The sequence below is a fragment of the Nitrobacter sp. CN101 genome, assembly GCF_055390255.1.
Genome location: NZ_AP038833.1, coordinates 339,915 through 354,561, shown reverse-complemented (window position 1 = coordinate 354,561; position 14,647 = coordinate 339,915). Strand labels below are relative to the sequence as shown.

General features: G+C 59.7%; 16 protein-coding genes and 1 tRNA gene. 10 read left to right on the top strand and 7 right to left on the bottom strand.

Annotated features, from left to right (window positions below; all coding sequences use genetic code 11):
- Positions 1 to 395: 395 nt before the first annotated feature.
- Together ACZ5IL_RS01605 and ACZ5IL_RS01600 are read left to right on the top strand one after the other, a co-directional pair.
- Positions 396 to 481 (top strand) — tRNA-Leu (locus ACZ5IL_RS01605).
- A 425-nt stretch (positions 482 to 906) separates the two neighbouring features.
- A complete protein-coding gene (locus ACZ5IL_RS01600) occupies positions 907 to 1,728 on the top strand; it encodes a YkgJ family cysteine cluster protein (RefSeq protein WP_464594750.1) in 822 nt (273 codons plus the stop codon).
- A 39-nt stretch (positions 1,729 to 1,767) separates the two neighbouring features.
- On the opposite strand, the gene ACZ5IL_RS01595 is transcribed toward ACZ5IL_RS01600, so the two are convergent.
- From ACZ5IL_RS01595 to ACZ5IL_RS01580, 4 genes are all read right to left on the bottom strand, one after another.
- The gene (locus tag ACZ5IL_RS01595; RefSeq protein ID WP_464594749.1) at positions 1,768 to 1,920 is read right to left on the bottom strand and encodes a DUF2934 domain-containing protein; all 153 of its coding nucleotides are present in this window, start codon (positions 1,918 to 1,920) and stop codon (positions 1,768 to 1,770) included.
- A gap of 103 nt (positions 1,921 to 2,023) precedes the next feature.
- Complete coding sequence (locus ACZ5IL_RS01590) at positions 2,024 to 2,176, bottom strand: hypothetical protein (protein WP_425907209.1); 153 nt, start codon at positions 2,174 to 2,176, stop codon at positions 2,024 to 2,026.
- A gap of 199 nt (positions 2,177 to 2,375) precedes the next feature.
- Positions 2,376 to 3,056, bottom strand: coding sequence for an endonuclease/exonuclease/phosphatase family protein (locus ACZ5IL_RS01585; RefSeq protein WP_464594748.1), 681 nt, complete (start codon positions 3,054 to 3,056; stop codon positions 2,376 to 2,378).
- Positions 3,053 to 5,077, bottom strand: a complete 2,025-nt coding sequence (locus ACZ5IL_RS01580; protein ID WP_464594747.1) for a VTT domain-containing protein — start codon at positions 5,075 to 5,077, stop codon at positions 3,053 to 3,055. The genes ACZ5IL_RS01585 and ACZ5IL_RS01580 overlap by 4 nt, the downstream gene beginning before the upstream one ends.
- A 306-nt stretch (positions 5,078 to 5,383) precedes the next feature.
- On the opposite strand from ACZ5IL_RS01580, the gene ACZ5IL_RS01575 reads away from it, so the two are divergent.
- Positions 5,384 to 5,977, top strand: a complete 594-nt coding sequence (locus ACZ5IL_RS01575; RefSeq protein WP_464594745.1) for a tetratricopeptide repeat protein — start codon at positions 5,384 to 5,386, stop codon at positions 5,975 to 5,977.
- A 150-nt stretch (positions 5,978 to 6,127) separates the two neighbouring features.
- Here ACZ5IL_RS01575 and ACZ5IL_RS01570 read toward each other — a convergent pair whose 3' ends face one another.
- Positions 6,128 to 6,484: a hypothetical protein gene (locus ACZ5IL_RS01570; RefSeq protein WP_464594744.1), complete on the bottom strand. Its 357-nt coding sequence runs from the start codon at positions 6,482 to 6,484 to the stop codon at positions 6,128 to 6,130.
- Positions 6,485 to 6,599: 115 nt separating this feature from the next.
- Complete coding sequence (locus ACZ5IL_RS01565) at positions 6,600 to 7,376, bottom strand: NYN domain-containing protein (protein ID WP_464594742.1); 777 nt, start codon at positions 7,374 to 7,376, stop codon at positions 6,600 to 6,602.
- A gap of 380 nt (positions 7,377 to 7,756) precedes the next feature.
- Between ACZ5IL_RS01565 and ACZ5IL_RS01560 the strand changes: the two genes are divergently transcribed.
- From ACZ5IL_RS01560 to lptB, 4 genes are all read left to right on the top strand, one after another.
- Positions 7,757 to 8,377, top strand: coding sequence for a ribonuclease D (locus tag ACZ5IL_RS01560; RefSeq protein WP_464594741.1), 621 nt, complete (start codon positions 7,757 to 7,759; stop codon positions 8,375 to 8,377).
- A 223-nt stretch (positions 8,378 to 8,600) separates the two neighbouring features.
- Positions 8,601 to 9,293 (top strand): LPS export ABC transporter periplasmic protein LptC, encoded by a 693-nt coding sequence (gene lptC / locus ACZ5IL_RS01555; protein WP_464594739.1) that lies wholly within the window; start codon positions 8,601 to 8,603, stop codon positions 9,291 to 9,293.
- 56 nt (positions 9,294 to 9,349) lie between these two features.
- Positions 9,350 to 9,979, top strand: a complete 630-nt coding sequence (locus tag ACZ5IL_RS01550; RefSeq protein WP_464594737.1) for an LptA/OstA family protein — start codon at positions 9,350 to 9,352, stop codon at positions 9,977 to 9,979.
- Between the two features lie 201 nt (positions 9,980 to 10,180).
- Entirely contained in the window at positions 10,181 to 11,197 is a 1,017-nt protein-coding gene (lptB, locus tag ACZ5IL_RS01545; protein ID WP_464594736.1) for an LPS export ABC transporter ATP-binding protein, read from the top strand.
- 58 nt (positions 11,198 to 11,255) lie between these two features.
- Here the strand turns inward: lptB and ACZ5IL_RS01540 are convergent, their stop codons facing one another.
- Positions 11,256 to 11,552 (bottom strand): hypothetical protein, encoded by a 297-nt coding sequence (locus tag ACZ5IL_RS01540; protein ID WP_464594735.1) that lies wholly within the window; start codon positions 11,550 to 11,552, stop codon positions 11,256 to 11,258.
- Positions 11,553 to 11,716: 164 nt separating this feature from the next.
- Between ACZ5IL_RS01540 and ACZ5IL_RS01535 the strand changes: the two genes are divergently transcribed.
- From ACZ5IL_RS01535 to hpf, 3 genes are all read left to right on the top strand, one after another.
- On the top strand, positions 11,717 to 12,106 hold the full coding sequence (locus ACZ5IL_RS01535) for a DNA-directed RNA polymerase subunit N (protein ID WP_464594734.1): 390 nt from the start codon (positions 11,717 to 11,719) through the stop codon (positions 12,104 to 12,106).
- A gap of 88 nt (positions 12,107 to 12,194) precedes the next feature.
- Positions 12,195 to 13,835: an RNA polymerase factor sigma-54 gene (gene rpoN / locus ACZ5IL_RS01530; protein WP_464594732.1), complete on the top strand. Its 1,641-nt coding sequence runs from the start codon at positions 12,195 to 12,197 to the stop codon at positions 13,833 to 13,835.
- 56 nt (positions 13,836 to 13,891) lie between these two features.
- Positions 13,892 to 14,488 (top strand): ribosome hibernation-promoting factor, HPF/YfiA family, encoded by a 597-nt coding sequence (hpf, locus tag ACZ5IL_RS01525; protein ID WP_079445226.1) that lies wholly within the window; start codon positions 13,892 to 13,894, stop codon positions 14,486 to 14,488.
- Positions 14,489 to 14,647: the final 159 nt, after the last annotated feature.

The window sequence follows — 14,647 nt, the reverse complement described above, 5'->3', positions numbered from 1 at the left end:
GGGACGACATGATGACCATCTACGTTCGTGCGTAGATCGAAATCTCAGCGCAGGTCATCGAGTTCCCCGATGAAGCGTCGGTAACGTGCGAACCCGCCAATGAGGGGACTCACCGGCGGGTTCTGGGGAGGACGGATCGGAGAAAGGCCCGCCCATTCTTTAATCCTAGCAATCGTGAGTTGTTCCCGAAAGAGAAAGCCCGTCTTGGGGTTAACGACTGCATGTCGCTAATTACATCCGCTGCCATCTGATTCGGTTGCGCTGATGTTAGTCTGCTCGCGTGGCTCCTTCACCAGCTTTGCCAACGCCCTCTCGTTCCTGCCGCCCGAAGGGCGGCGGATCGTTGGGGCAGTGTCGGGTCATTGTCAGTGCCGCACGTGGGTGCTACACAGCGCGCCGTTGGGATGATTGGTAGACGCGCTGGCTTCAGGTGCCAGTGGCTGCAAGGTCGTGAAGGTTCGAGTCCTTATCCTGGGCACCATTTCATTGAAGACCTCTTTCCTCTTCAATAAGTTAAGCCCTATCAGAGTGTTGCGCTTGCCCGGCTGTGTAACAAGGGTGAGTAACAATGCTGTTTCGGCTGGTCGGTTCGATGAAGCGCGATGGCTCTCGCATTCCGATTTTCGTGTAGCGGATTCCCGTAGATGCGCGCATCACCAGGCTACCGCACTCGCGGCGAGCTCTATCGCATTTGGGCAGACGGTGAGAATCGCGCCCGGAGCCCGTTCCAATGAGCAAAAGCCCGGAGGGCAAAGCGGATTTCCGATGAGTCGCGAGGGTTCGCGGAATCAATACGATCTGCGGCGCATTCCTGTAGAATAGCGCACTGCTGACTCGGACAAGGCGGCTTCAACGAAAGGGTGGGAAGAGGCGCGCCGCAGCTGAGTCATAAGTAGGAAAAAAGCGATGGAAGCGATTTCGCAAGTTGCTCTCGCGGTCGAAAGAGGCGCAACGACGGTTCGTGGCATTATCGACGTGACCGGATTGTCTCGTCTGAAAGTCGAACGCGCATTGCAATCGCTTGAGAAGCAGAAGCGGATTATTCGCGACAGTGCAGGCTTCAAGCCAACCGGCATGCCGACGAAACCAAACGTCCGGCAATGTGGATCGTGCAACTGCTGTTGCGATATCCTCGAGGTGACAGCGGTCGCAAAACCGGTGAATGAGTTATGCAAGCATTGGGAGACCGACAAAGGATGCACCATCTACAACGATCGTCCTCAAATGTGTCGATCGTTCACGTGCGCCTGGCTGCAAGGTCATTTCAACGACGACTGGTTCCCCGAGAAGGCTCGCCTGGTGATGCATTTCAGCGAGAACACGGTCAACGTTCAGGTCGATCCCGAATATCCCGACCGATGGCGGCAGGAGCCGTACTTCAGCAAGCTGTGCGAGTTGTCACTCAATGGGATAAGGGCGAGAGGAAGCCCCGGCTATGCCACCCTCGTCTTCGTCGGTTCTGACAAATTTCTCCTGCTCGGGCGAACCGCCGTCCCCGATCCGACGCTCTTCGGCACGGCGTTCGTACCCGTCACGTCCGAAACCTTCCGCTATTGGAGGGCCCAGTCGCAGGAGCATGCGCAACGCTTGAATGAACGCGCCGCTGAGATTCAGCGGATACAGCAGGAATTTGGATATTGCGCGATCCCCGACGACGAAGATCCCTATCCGCCTTATCGGCCTGCCCTTCTCCGATTGTCAAAACATCCAACCGATGAATTAAAATAGTCCGATCGGACCTGGCAGACTGGTGTCATTCAGTCCGCGCTACTCGTTCTGAATGGAATCTGCTTTTTCTTCGTCGGATAAGTCTTTCTCGGCCTGACGATAGAACTCCTCATCCTTCCCGGAAGGGAAGCCTTCTTTCTGCCATAGCTCATACGCACGGCGGCGAATCTGTGCCGGGGTGGGTTTTCTCATCATTGATTTTGGATTGGACGATGATGGAATCTTGAGAGGAACTGCCCTGCGAGCGGAAAAGATCGCAGGGCAGTTCGCGATGCGGCGATATGCCCGCCAGCCCTCAGGCTGCGAAGTACGCGATATAAACAACTATGAAGGCGGCCACGACCAAACCGGTTCCTGCCACGAGAACGTTGCGTACCGTTGGTCCGCGCTCTGCGCCCCGTGCTTCCATTGCGGTTTCGACGATGTGTCCGTTTTCCATCTTTGCCATTCGATCGCTCCGAAATTTGTTGGGTATCCGTTGCGGAACTGCGTATCGCTCAGGAAAAAAACGGGCTACCTCGGAGATCGTTCCTCCAGGCTGCGCGCGTCGTTCTTTCAACGGCAGATCCACTGACTAAGCAGCAGTGCGATCAGTGAGCGCTTGCCTGGCCCGGTCCTTGCTCCGCCTGCGGAACCTAAGCGTGGCCTCAGGAGAACGTCACGTCGGCGATGACCGGCAAATGATCCGAGCAAGCGCGGGCTTCCGGATCGGTCCATGCCCTGGCGATACTCCCCGTCCGCACGGTGTAAATGCGATCGAGTCGAAGCACGGGACACCATGATGGAAAGGTGCGCAGTCTGGTCCGCACAGGACATCGCTGCGCCAGTATTCGCCTGACCGATTTGACCCAGAGCCAATCGTTGAAATCACCGAGCACGATCGTTCTGGGAGCATCGATGAGATTGACGATTGCGCGAGCCTGCTCCTGACGCTCGCGGATGCTCAGCCCGAGATGGGTAGCGATCACTGCGATCTCTCCGAGAGGGGACTGAATACAAGTGGAAATCGCCCTGCGCGCCTCTCGCTCCCGGTATGAAACATCCACGATGGTCGGCGCCCGGATGAAGGGCCACTTACTCAGCAAAACCTGTCCGTAATCGCCATCCGCCGTGACGATCGATTTGGCATCGACGTTATGCGCGCCCACGACACCTGCAAGACGCTCAAAAGGATTGTCGCTGCGTCCGCGAGAGTCGATCTCCTGCAGTCCCACAATATCGGGCGACCATTTCCGAATGATCGAAGAGACCACCCCGATGTCAAAGCGCGGATTGAGGTTGAATGTGCCGTGTACGTTCCACGTCATCACGCGGATTGTAAGCGTCATGCTTTCCGCCCGGCGAGCCAAGTGACGACAAACTGAGCCGCGAGGCAGATCGCAATCCAGATAACAATCGTCAATCCGAGAGGAATCACATTCGCCCAGGATTCGTTCCTCGCAAAATCGGCGATCTGTGAACCCAGCGCAGCCATGACCGCGATACCCGGCATCATGCCAAAAATCGTTCCCACCAGGAAGTCTCTCAATTTCAACTGACTCGCGCCCGCGACAACGTTGACGATCGAGAATGGTGCGAGTGGGACCATCCGGAGGATGGCGACCGCGATAATCCCCTTCCCAACCAGCCGCCCCTGAAGGCGCAGCGCGCGAGGCCCGACAAGGTTTTGCAACCGTTTGTGGCCAAGATAGCGCCCAATCATGAAGAGTAGAGAGGCGCTCAAAATGACCCCTGCCACAGCAGTTATCGCGCCGGTCCAGGGTCCCAATGCTGCGGCTGTCGCTGCGATCAAAACCACGACAGGAAATATGATCAAACCGCCGAGCACAAAGCAGGCAACCGCGATGAGCGCAGCAAACGGGGAGTCCTGCTGACTCATGATGGCCGACAGAAAGCCGATATCAGCGTAGCTGCGCAGCGGCGTGTAACGCCAGAGCAACGCCAGGGCCATAAGCATAAGCACGAGGCCCGCCGTTCCCAGGATGGTTCTTGTGGTCCACATTCTGTTTGCGGCGCGTTTGAGATTCAAAGGTATGCGGGGATCGGCAATGGGTTGGATAAAATCATTGAGCGCACGAAACGAAACCTGACCGACCTCGATCGGCTGCAACGCCTTGGTCGCTCCCACTACTGCATAAGCATCGAGGAACCGCAGCAGACGAGATTCATTCTCAGCAACTTCTTCTTCGGCCGCGCCGCAAAAATGACCGATGAGTCGCCGACGCAACCTGCGAACAAAGTCGCGGTGGGCCTCGGTCGTCGCTTCAAACACAAGGTCGCATTCGCTATCCGCACCCATTGAGCGGTTGTTGAGATTGGCCGATCCGATCCGGACGAGGTCATCGTCGATAATCATCAGCTTGCTGTGGACCATGATAGGCTGGCCCGCCGTAGATGGATGAAGAATGCGCAATCGTTCCGTGACGCCGGCTTTCTTGAATGGATCAAGAAAGGAGTCGCGACCGCTCTGCATCGCCCGCGACTCAAGCCATGACGAATGTAGCTTCGGCACGATAATCAGCACTTGAAGTGATGGGACAGCTGCCATCCGTTGGGCGAGGAGCTCGGCGATCTTCCCGACACTGATGAACTGGTTTTCGAGGTACACAAACGTCTTCGCGGCGCCAATCAACCTTTCGAACAGGAGTTCAACCTCGTGAACGTCCTCGGATAAGTGGCTTGCCACCTCTGTTCTGGCGATCCCGACGGTGACTTCCCGGGCCCCGATCGGTACGGATTTCGGCCACCGGTCGTCGCCGACAGAACCGACCTTCTCAAAATTGCAACCCGCCGCCTGCCAGCGCCGCATCGCAAGCTCACCGAGAGCCGTTGCCGCTTCGCCGTCGACCATGCACTGGACGTCATGGAAGGGGGGATAGCGCTTTCCTTGCGGATCTTTTCGAAATGGATGCTCGGGAAGATGGTCGCTGGTATCCCAGCGCCGGATCGTCAGGTCGAGCCCACCGACAAAAGCCAGCGAGTTATCGACGACGACAAATTTCTGGTGCTGCGCCGATCCAAGCGGAAGGCACGAATCCCAGCAGAAACGAATCCTGTCATCGGCCGCATCGGCGAATTTGGCAGCAGAACTGACTTCGCGCTCGGCGGCGTACAGCGCCGCAAAGTCCCAAATGAGAATGTTGATTGTGAGTTTGGGCTTGAGTTTTAACAGCGCCTTTAGAAAAGAGGCCAGCGAAAGCGGTAATCCGTCGTTGACGACCCCCGAGGGCCCGACCAGCGGGGTTTCGCTATGAATATCCCATCCGACAATCTGTATTTGTGTTTCGGCCCGCAGAAAGGATTCCCGCAACGCCGCGAAGTATTCGGCGGCATCATTGAGAACCGCCATTCGAGACGCCCGGCACTTGAACCACACGGTTTGTCCCGGTATGAGAATCGAGGAATTCGTAAGCAGGTCAGATCTCCAATAGACGCTGCGTGCGAGGAACTGCTGGTGGATAGAACTATGCTTGATCTGCCGAGTTCCACATACTAACGCTGAGTTGCGGGCGTTGGCGAGCCTTCAACCCCGTACCGGAAACAGCCCTGCTTTGCTGTCGCCGAGGCGCCGGAAGCACCCACTGCCAATCGGTAGGAATTAGTGGCATACCGGCTTTCTTGCTAAACTCATCCATGCGTCAGGAGTGCACCGTTCATGGCCGTGTCCGATATCATGCTGGCGGCGAGGCTGAACGATCAGGCCGAGCTCTTTAAAGAGCAGGGTCGCTACGCCGAAGCCGAACCGCTTTACAGACAAGCGCTGGCGATCTGTGCGAAGACGCGCGGGCTCGATCACCCCTCTGTCGCGCTAGGGTTGACCGATTTGGCCGAACTCTACGGCCTCCAGGGCCGCTACGCCGAGGCCGAGCCGCTCTGCAAGCGGGCGTTGGCGACCTGGAAAAAAGCCCTCGGGCCCAGTCACCCCGATCTCGTGCAATCGCTGAACGGTCTGGCCAAACTGTATACCGCCCAGAGCCGCTACGCCGAGGCCGAGCCGCTCTACAAGCGGGCTGTCGTCATCTTCGAGAAGGCGCTCGGCGAGGGTCACCCCTCCGTCGCGTCGGCGCTGGACAATCTGGCCTCACTCTACAAAGCGGAGGCCCGCTACGCCGAGGCCGAGCCGCTCTACAAACGAGCGCTGGCGATCCGGGAGAAAGGGCTCGGCCCCGACCACGCCGATGTCGTGAAATCCCGAAGCAATTTGGACGACTTGTATAGCGCCCAGAAGGGGAGCACCGGCAGTCCTTAGAGCCTTTTTCGCTTCTGATAAAATCACGCGAATCGGCATCCACTTCGCTCGAAAACGCTGCCAGGATGAGCGTCGGCTAAGGTGACGGTAACCATGCCAGCGCCGAGACCGCCGCTGAGAGAGGCCGCCCGGATGCCATGTGGCGCGCGTTTATGGCCGTGTTTCTACCGCCGTGCTGGATGAGGCCGCCAAGCTTGAGGCGTTGGATGGCGGGTTCTGTTTCTTCCGCAGTTCCCGCAGGACGATCAAGACCGGCGATAGAAAAACGAGCAGAAGCCCGAAGACCACGATCCCCAGAAGAATCGCCTTAAACGCCGACCAGACTGCGAGCAACAGGTGCATGAGCGTCTTAAGAATGAGCGCCACCTCCCCGTACACCATCGCCGGATAACCCAGCGCGTACATTATCCATCCCGCCAGGATCGACAGGACGACTGCCGGCAGCAAGATCGTCAGCAGCCGGAGATTTATTATGGAAAGTATCTGTTCTTTGATATCCGCCTGCATCGCTACCCTTGCCTCCAGCTACTCCGCTGCTCGGAATCGTATCGTCGGGAAACTCGCCACGCAAGGATCAGGACGACCTGGCCGAACTGCCTGCCCGTGGTTTCAAGGTTCATGGTCAATTCTGCACTTGACGCCCTAGGGGCGTCGGTTTCCGTCGTTTTGCACGGCGGATGCGCATCGGTCCGTTCGTTTCGTCGATCTCAAACGCATCGATTTCTCGGACAAGACTGCTGAGCTTTCCAAACCCATAGGTACGGACATCGAAATCCGAAGCCAGTTTTGATATCTGTTGCCCCACAGGACCGAGAAGCGCCCATCCATCCTCGCTTTCGATCTGCGAAAGGGCCTTGTTAAGGATCGGAACGGCGGCGCTCGGCGGCTTCAGGATTTTAGAGTGGGGCAATATCGATGACGGAGTAGCTACGGGTTTGAGTTCAGTTTTTTGCGGAAGAAGCTTTTCAAGCGAGATGAACCTATCGCAAGCTCGCTGAAAACTGCCCGGCGTTTTCTTTTCGCCAAACCCATAAACTTTCGCGCCTTCTCGCCGCAGCCGGGCGGCAAGACTTGTGAAATCGCTGTCAGACGAGACCAGACAGAATCCATTGATCCGGCCGTCATGCAAGAGGTCCATGGCGTCGATAACGAGCGCCATGTCCGCAGAATTCTTGCCTTTCGCCGAGCGCGCTTGATCACGCCTTTCGAGCGAATGATCTGGCAGGACGTGGGCCCACCCCTTTAGGTTCGAACCCGAGAGATTTCCGTAGATGAGCCGGACCGGCGCGTCGCCCAGTTGGGCGATTGTCTTAAAGATTCCGTCAGCAAATTTCGGCGAAACATTTTCAGCATCGATCAGGACAGCTAAACAGGGCGATCGTTGTTGCTCGACTTTCATCCAACACCTTGAGAGACCTAACCTGCCGATGTTGTCGCGATTTCGTTGATATTTTTGAAAGATGGGCCGCCGTCCTGCACACAAGCAGGGATCGGAGTCAGCGAAATCTTGTGAAAGAACCCAGATTTTTCCTTGTATTGGAAGTATTCATGAGCCACCCGGCATTATCCGCTGCGAGCGCTGCTGGCCGCCCAGGTCTTTCAAAGGATCGTCCCTCGTTTGTTAGAACCCTTCCCGCTTCCGACGGAATCAGAAGCGAGGCTCTATGATCTTGATTTGACGCGTTTTCTTTGCGCGAACCGGTGCCCACTTCGCTCGAAAACGCTATAGTCATTGCAACGATATTTTAGCCCCAATCGATTCGACGAGGCCGAGACATCATGACCATCCGCCTGCACCGTGGCGACCTGCCGGACCAGGACCTTACGCGCTACACCAGTTCGGCGGCGATCGACACCGAGACCATGGGCCTCAATCCGCACCGTGACCGGCTGTGCGTGGTCCAGATGTCGCCGGGCGACGGTTCGGCCGACGTCATTCAGATCGCCAAAGGGCAGCGTGACGCGCCGAACCTGAAGAAGCTTCTCGGCGATCCGGCCGTCGTCAAGATCTTCCACTTCGCGCGCTTCGACCTCGCCGCGCTGTACAACGCATTTGGCGTGATGCCTCGGCCGGTCTACTGCACCAAGATCGCCTCGCGACTGACCCGCACCTATACTGATCGGCACGGCTTGAAGGATCTGGTGCGCGAGGCTCTCAGCATCGACCTGTCGAAGCAGCAGCAATCGAGCGATTGGGGAGCGCAGGCGCTGAGCGATGCGCAGCTCGCTTACGCCGCTTCCGACGTGCTGCATCTGCACGCTTTGCGCGCCAAGCTCGACATGATGCTGGCGCGCGAGGATCGCACCGCGCTGGCGCAAGCGTGTTTCGAGTTCCTGCCGACGCGAGCGAAGCTCGATCTCTCCGGCTGGGAAGCCGACGACATTTTCGCGCATTCGTGAGCCGCGAAGATCGCCGCCTCGTGGTCGGCCTTTCGCCCCCTTTCGGTCACACTCCTCGTCCTCGGTGGGGCAGGCTTCGAGGTCACAGCGGCTAATGTAGCAAACGCGCTCGGCGCCAGCAGTGACCGAAGATGCGCCGTGCGGGTGTGCCGCCGCACGATGTCCGGGCTGCGAAGACCCCCATTTCGGGGTAGGATAACCAGAACAGGCGCCTGGAGCAGCGGTGTACTCGGTTCACAATCCCACCTATCAAGCCGGAATGCAGGCCGGGCTGGAAGCAAGGTTCGCCCGCGCCGCCCGACACAGCCGCTTGGTGCGGGTATTGCGGATCGCGGTGCCCGGGGCGGTCGGACTGGCGATGGCCGCGCTGATCGGGATCGCGACCTTCAATCCCTTCCGCGCGCTGGCGAGCCTGCCGCTCGACATGGATAATCTCGTCGTCTCCGGCACCAAGATCACGATGGAATCGCCGCGCCTCGCTGGCTTCACGCCGGATAAGCGGCCCTACGAGATGCAGGCCACGACAGCAACGCAGGACGTCACCGACCCCGATCATGTCGAACTGCATACCTTGCAGGCCAAAGTGCGGATGGAGGACAACTCGGCGGTGACCTTGAATTCCCGCACCGGGATGTTCAACACGAAAACGCAAGTGCTCGACCTGCACAAGGATATCCTCATGCAGTCTTCGACCGGATACGAGGCACGGCTAACCCATGCCATGGTCGATATGGGCCGGGGCACCGTCACCTCGGACCAGCCCGTCGATGTCAAACTGCTGAACGGAACGCTGACCGCCGACACCATGCAGGTCACCGAAAAGGGCGACGTGGTGCGATTCGAGAAAAATGTCGTCATGCATCTGGTGATGGACCGCCCTCCCGCAACTGCCGGTGCGGGCGGCGATACGAAATGAATTCGACCGTGCCTAGTTTTCGCTGCTTTCCCCCGGCCCCCCGCATAGCTCTCCTGATGCGGGCTGGATTGATCGTCGCCGCTGTGATGGCTGTCGGCGAAGCGGCCGGGCAAAGCTCGGTGCAGGGCGTTCCCAACGCGATGCAGGGTTTTTCCCAGAATCGCGATCAGCCGATCCAGATCGAAGCCGCCGCGCTGGAGATGCGTGACAAAAAAAAGGAAGCGACGTTCTCCGGAAACGTCAAGGTGGTGCAGGGCGACACCACGATGACATCGAAGACGCTCGTGGTCTATTACGAGGGTGGCAGTTCGTCCGCCGATGGCAAGACAAAGGCACCAGCGAAGACGGCGATGAAATCGGCGGAACCGGGCCCATCGGGCGCATCCTCGATCAAGCGGCTGGAGGCCAAGGGCAGCGTGGTCGTGACCCAGAAGGACCAGGTCGTGACCGGCGAAACCGCGGTGTTCGACACCAAGACAAATCTGGTCACCATGCTTGGCGGAGTTGTTCTGACCCAGGGCAAGAACGTATTACGCGGCGACAGGCTGATCGTAGACATGACCACCGGCGTTTCCCGCGTCGAATCGAAGAATGGGCGGGTACAGGGCCTGTTTCAGTCGTCCGGGCAGGGAGGGCCGCTGGGCGGACCGCTGTCGCTCCCTGGATCCACACAAAAACCCAAATGATATCAGTTAATTGTCCAAGGACATGGCGGCAGGACGTTGAATCCGCAGTCGCTCGTTTGTATCTACCACGAGCGGATTTAAGGCTGCCGCGACGGAGGCGGGTGTTGCGGGCAACGGCTGTTTCCTCATTCATGGTGACGCGACGAATCAGGCACGCTGCGGGATGCAGGCGAACGACCGTGAGAGGCTGAGCAGGCGCCCATGGTGGATATCTTCAATGTATTCCGTAAACGGCCGCAGAAACGCGGGGCGCAAGCATTTGCGCGGACCCGGACGGACATCACGGCACTCGGCGATACTATCGGCGACATGCTGACCAACCCGGTGCGCGACGCACCGCCGATTGCTCACGGGACCCGTCGCAACGCTCCACCGGCCCCGCCCGTTTCGCAACCCCGGGTTCCAGCTCGCTCAGCGCCTGAAACGCCCCGGCCGAAAGCTTCCCGACCGCGCGCCGCCTCCAACGGGACTTCCGCGCCGCAGATGGCCGCACGTTCTGGTTACCTCGCCGTACACGGGGTGGAAAAAAGTTTCGGCTCCCGTCAGGTCGTACGCGGCGTCAGCATTTATGTCCGCCGGGGCGAGGCGGTCGGACTTTTGGGTCCGAACGGCGCCGGCAAGACCACCGTATTCTACATGATCACTGGTCTGATCCCCGCGGATCGCGGCGCCATCGAACTCGACGGTCACGACGTGACCAAACTGCCGATGTACCAGCGGGCGCGGCTCGGGATCGGCTATCTGCCGCAGGAAGCCTCGATCTTCCGCGGCCTCAGCGTCGAGCAGAACATCCGTGCCGTGCTCGAGGTCGTCGAGCCAAGCAAGAAGAAACGCGAAGCCGAGCTCGACGCGCTGCTCGAGGAATTCAATATCACGCGCCTGCGGAAATCGCCATCGATCGCGCTGTCCGGCGGCGAGCGCCGGCGCGTGGAGATCGCGCGCGCGCTGGCGACGCGCCCGAATTACATGCTGCTGGATGAACCATTCGCCGGCATCGACCCAATCGCGGTCGGTGATATTCAAGATCTCGTGCGCCATCTGACCAATCGCGGCATCGGCGTGCTCATCACCGACCACAACGTCCGCGAAACGCTCGGCCTGACCGATCGCGCCTATATCGTTTATGCGGGCGAGATCCTGACCGAGGGCAGCCCTGAGGCGATCGTCAACGACCCCGACGTGCGGCGCCTGTATCTGGGCGAGGAATTCCGGTTGTAGATAGTCGCCGCCAGACTTTTCCGCTCGATCCTTGCAACGCTACGCGCGATTCGACCCCTCACCAGGGGTCGTCATTGACATCGACATCAATTGCCGGACCGTCGTCAAAGTTGCGATAGACGTCGGCACCTGGCGCCCCGTAGCGGGAACGATAACCGGGGCGCTCATAGACGCCATCATCGTCATCATCATCCTGCCAGCGTTCGACGAACGGCGGCGCGTGCGTGCGGTAGCAATTCCCGTCGTCGTCGCAAATCATCTGCGGGGCTTCGCCGGTGAAGGAGAAATCCGCGGCAAGCGCGGGGAGCGCGAAAAACAAGCCTGCGGCGGCAACAAGAAGGCTGGTCTTGAACATATCAGTTTCCTCGCGTGCTTTGCGCGGCGGCGGCCGGCCAACGCCCCGAAGCTGAACCGCGCCGATGGCCGAATTGGGAACTTCCGCGGGCGTATCGGCGGCCGGCCGACCCCCGTCTCGCCGCATTCTTCGTTCTTTCTCGTCGACAAAATGGGGAGCGTGAAATGAAGACAGTCCTTGCTGCAATTGCCTCGCTCGCGCTGCTATCGTCGGCGGCGCAGGCGCAGGAACGTGCCGGCAGCGCTGCGCTCGGCGCGTTGTCGGGCGCGGTGGTGTTGGGTCCGGTCGGGGCGGTCGCCGGCGCGGTGGTTGGCTATACTGCGGGGCCGTCGATCGCGCGTTCGTGGGGGTTGCGCCACTCATCGACCAAGTCGCGACGGCAATCCTCCAAACGAGAGCATCGGGGACGAACGACCGTGACCGATAGCGGTGGCCGCGCACCCGATGCGCAGACGGCAAGCCGGACCGCGACATCTACAGCAGCGATGGCCGCTGAACCGCGTGCGGTTCCCCCGAAAGTAGCGCTGCCTCCGGTACAAGCCCTCGATTACTAGAGCGAAGGTCGGATTGTCGTCGTAAAGCGTGTACATCCGGCCATAAAAAAGCTAAGCAAGAATCGGACCATTTTGGACCGCTCTTGGCATGGCGCTAACGCAGAAACTCGAATTTCGACAGTCCCAGTCGCTGGTGATGACGCCGCAACTCATGCAGGCGATCAAGCTGCTGCAACTGTCGAATCTGGACCTTTCGGCGTTTGTTGAGGAGGAACTGGAGCGGAATCCTCTGCTGGAGCGCGCGAGCGAGGACCCCGACCCGCCGGTCGCCGGAGGGTCGGCCGTAAGCGACACTGAATATTCAGAAGGTGACGACGCGGCGGCACTCGCGGACCATGGCGCAGGCGAGGGCACCGGTGGTCAGGATTTGGAACCCGCGCCCGACGAATGGATGAATCGCGATCTCGGCAGCCGCGCGGAGATCGAACAGACCTTCGACAGCGGCCTGGAAAACGTTTTTCCGGAAGAACCGGCCGAGGCGGCGGCGCGGACCGCGCAGGACGCCGCACCGGTCACGTTCACGGAATGGGGCGGCGGTGCTTCCAGCGATGATAGCTACAATCTCGAAGCCTTCGTCGCGGCGGAGATAACGCTCGGCGAACATCTCGCCGAACAGCTTGCGGTGGCCGTCACGGTGCCGGCGCAGCGCATGATTGGACGGTATCTGATCGATCTCGTCGACGACTCTGGTTACCTGCCTGCCGACCTTAGTGAAGTCGGCGACAAGCTCGGCGCCAGCGAAAGCGAGGTGGCGGCCGCTGTCGCGGTGCTGCAGACTTTCGATCCACCCGGCATCTGCGCCCGCAGCTTAAGCGAATGCCTTGCGATCCAGTTGCGCGAGAAGGACCGTTACGATCCGGCGATGCAGGCGCTGGTCGAACATCTCGAGCTGCTGGCGAGGCGTGATCTCGCAGCCTTGCGCAGGATCTGCGGCGTCGACGACGACGACCTCGCCGAGATGGTCGGCGAAATCCGTCATCTCGATCCCAAGCCAGGCTTGAGGTTCGGCACCACGCGCACGCAGACGGTGGTGCCGGACGTGTACGTGCGACCCGGTCCGGACGGCGGCTGGCTCGTGGAACTCAACAGCGATACGCTACCGCGCGTGCTGGTCAACCACACGTACCATGCCGAATTGTCGAAGACGATCCACAAGGACGGCGACAAGACCTATTTCACGGACTGCCTGCAAAATGCGACCTGGCTGGTCCGCGCACTCGACCAGCGTGCCCGCACCATTCTCAAGGTGGCGACCGAGATCGTGCGGCAGCAGGACGGCTTTTTCGCGCATGGCATCGCCCATTTGAGACCACTCAATCTCAAGATCGTGGCGGAAGCGATCCAGATGCATGAGTCCACCGTTTCCCGCGTCACCGCTAACAAATACATGGCGACAAATCGCGGCGTCTTCGAGTTAAAGTATTTCTTCACGGCTTCGATCGCCGCGGCCGACGGCGGTTCCGCCCACTCGGCGGAGTCGGTCCGTCACCACATCAAGCAACTGATCGATGCAGAAGCGCCGTCGGCTGTTCTGTCCGACGACACCATCGTGGAAAGATTGCGCGAAGCCGGAATTGACATCGCCCGCCGCACCGTCGCTAAATATCGCGAAGCGCTGCGAATCCCTTCTTCAGTGCAGCGCCGCCGCGAAAAGCAGAATCTGCTTGGCGGCGCGCAGACGGCGTCTGCTCCGTCGCCGAACCGCTCGCGCGATGCCGCACCGGCTTGATTGCGCACCCGCGACACCCGATAATCTCTCCCCACTCATGATCGATGAGGCTTGTCATGACACTTCGAATCTCGGGCAAGAGCATTAACGTCGGCGAGGCGCTGCGAGGGCGCCTCAACAACCGTACCGACGAGGTTCTCCGAAAATACTTTGATGGACAATATTCGGGTCACATCACGCTGAGCAAGGACGGTTTCGGATTCCGCACCGACTGCGCGCTGCATCTGGATTCTGGAGTAACGCTCGAGGCTGAATCTAATGCCGCGGATGCCTATGCGAGCGCCGATCAGGCGCTGTTGCAAATCGAAAAGCGTCTGCGCCGCTACAAGAGCCGTCTCAAGGATCGCTCGGCGCGCAAAGCGCACGCCGCTGCGGAGGCGATCGCCGGGCTCGACGCGCCGAGCTACGTTATCGAGGCGCCAGCTGTGGACGGCGAAGACGAGGTCACCGCCTTCAATCCGGTGATCATCGCAGAAACCGTCACATCGCTGAGGCGGCTCTCGGTCAGCGAAGCGGTGATGGAACTCGATTTCACCGGCGCGCCCATGTTGGTGTTCCAGCATGGCTCCAGCGGTCGCGTAAACATGATCTATCGCAGACCTGATGGCAATGTGGGCTGGATCGACCCGCCGTCCGTCAACGGCGCGGCCTGACTTGCTGCCATTGACGCTTGGGACGACGATCCATACGGGCCACGGCCTTCCCGATCGATCTACATAAAAGTTCGGGAATTGGCATCGGGCTCGCGTTAGACTATAAGGCCGGTCATCCTGGCCGGAGGGCCGCGAACCGCTTAGCGTGTGCGTTCGCCC

What these genes read in the sequence shown, in the direction of transcription:
- ACZ5IL_RS01535 (WP_464594734.1), top strand. Translation starts at nt 11,717, where the DNA reads ATGAAGACAGTCCTTGCTGCAATTGCCTCGCTCGCGCTGCTATCGTCG.
- ACZ5IL_RS01580 (WP_464594747.1), bottom strand. Translation starts at nt 5,077, where the DNA reads ATGGCGGTTCTCAATGATGCCGCCGAATACTTCGCGGCGTTGCGGGAA.
- ACZ5IL_RS01570 (WP_464594744.1), bottom strand. Translation starts at nt 6,484, where the DNA reads ATGCAGGCGGATATCAAAGAACAGATACTTTCCATAATAAATCTCCGG.
- ACZ5IL_RS01560 (WP_464594741.1), top strand. Translation starts at nt 7,757, where the DNA reads ATGACCATCCGCCTGCACCGTGGCGACCTGCCGGACCAGGACCTTACG.
- rpoN (WP_464594732.1), top strand. Translation starts at nt 12,195, where the DNA reads ATGGCGCTAACGCAGAAACTCGAATTTCGACAGTCCCAGTCGCTGGTG.
- ACZ5IL_RS01595 (WP_464594749.1), bottom strand. Translation starts at nt 1,920, where the DNA reads ATGAGAAAACCCACCCCGGCACAGATTCGCCGCCGTGCGTATGAGCTA.
- ACZ5IL_RS01565 (WP_464594742.1), bottom strand. Translation starts at nt 7,376, where the DNA reads ATGAAAGTCGAGCAACAACGATCGCCCTGTTTAGCTGTCCTGATCGAT.
- ACZ5IL_RS01590 (WP_425907209.1), bottom strand. Translation starts at nt 2,176, where the DNA reads ATGGCAAAGATGGAAAACGGACACATCGTCGAAACCGCAATGGAAGCA.
- ACZ5IL_RS01585 (WP_464594748.1), bottom strand. Translation starts at nt 3,056, where the DNA reads ATGACGCTTACAATCCGCGTGATGACGTGGAACGTACACGGCACATTC.
- lptB (WP_464594736.1), top strand. Translation starts at nt 10,181, where the DNA reads ATGGTGGATATCTTCAATGTATTCCGTAAACGGCCGCAGAAACGCGGG.
- ACZ5IL_RS01550 (WP_464594737.1), top strand. Translation starts at nt 9,350, where the DNA reads ATGCGGGCTGGATTGATCGTCGCCGCTGTGATGGCTGTCGGCGAAGCG.
- ACZ5IL_RS01540 (WP_464594735.1), bottom strand. Translation starts at nt 11,552, where the DNA reads ATGTTCAAGACCAGCCTTCTTGTTGCCGCCGCAGGCTTGTTTTTCGCG.
- ACZ5IL_RS01600 (WP_464594750.1), top strand. Translation starts at nt 907, where the DNA reads ATGGAAGCGATTTCGCAAGTTGCTCTCGCGGTCGAAAGAGGCGCAACG.
- hpf (WP_079445226.1), top strand. Translation starts at nt 13,892, where the DNA reads ATGACACTTCGAATCTCGGGCAAGAGCATTAACGTCGGCGAGGCGCTG.
- ACZ5IL_RS01575 (WP_464594745.1), top strand. Translation starts at nt 5,384, where the DNA reads ATGGCCGTGTCCGATATCATGCTGGCGGCGAGGCTGAACGATCAGGCC.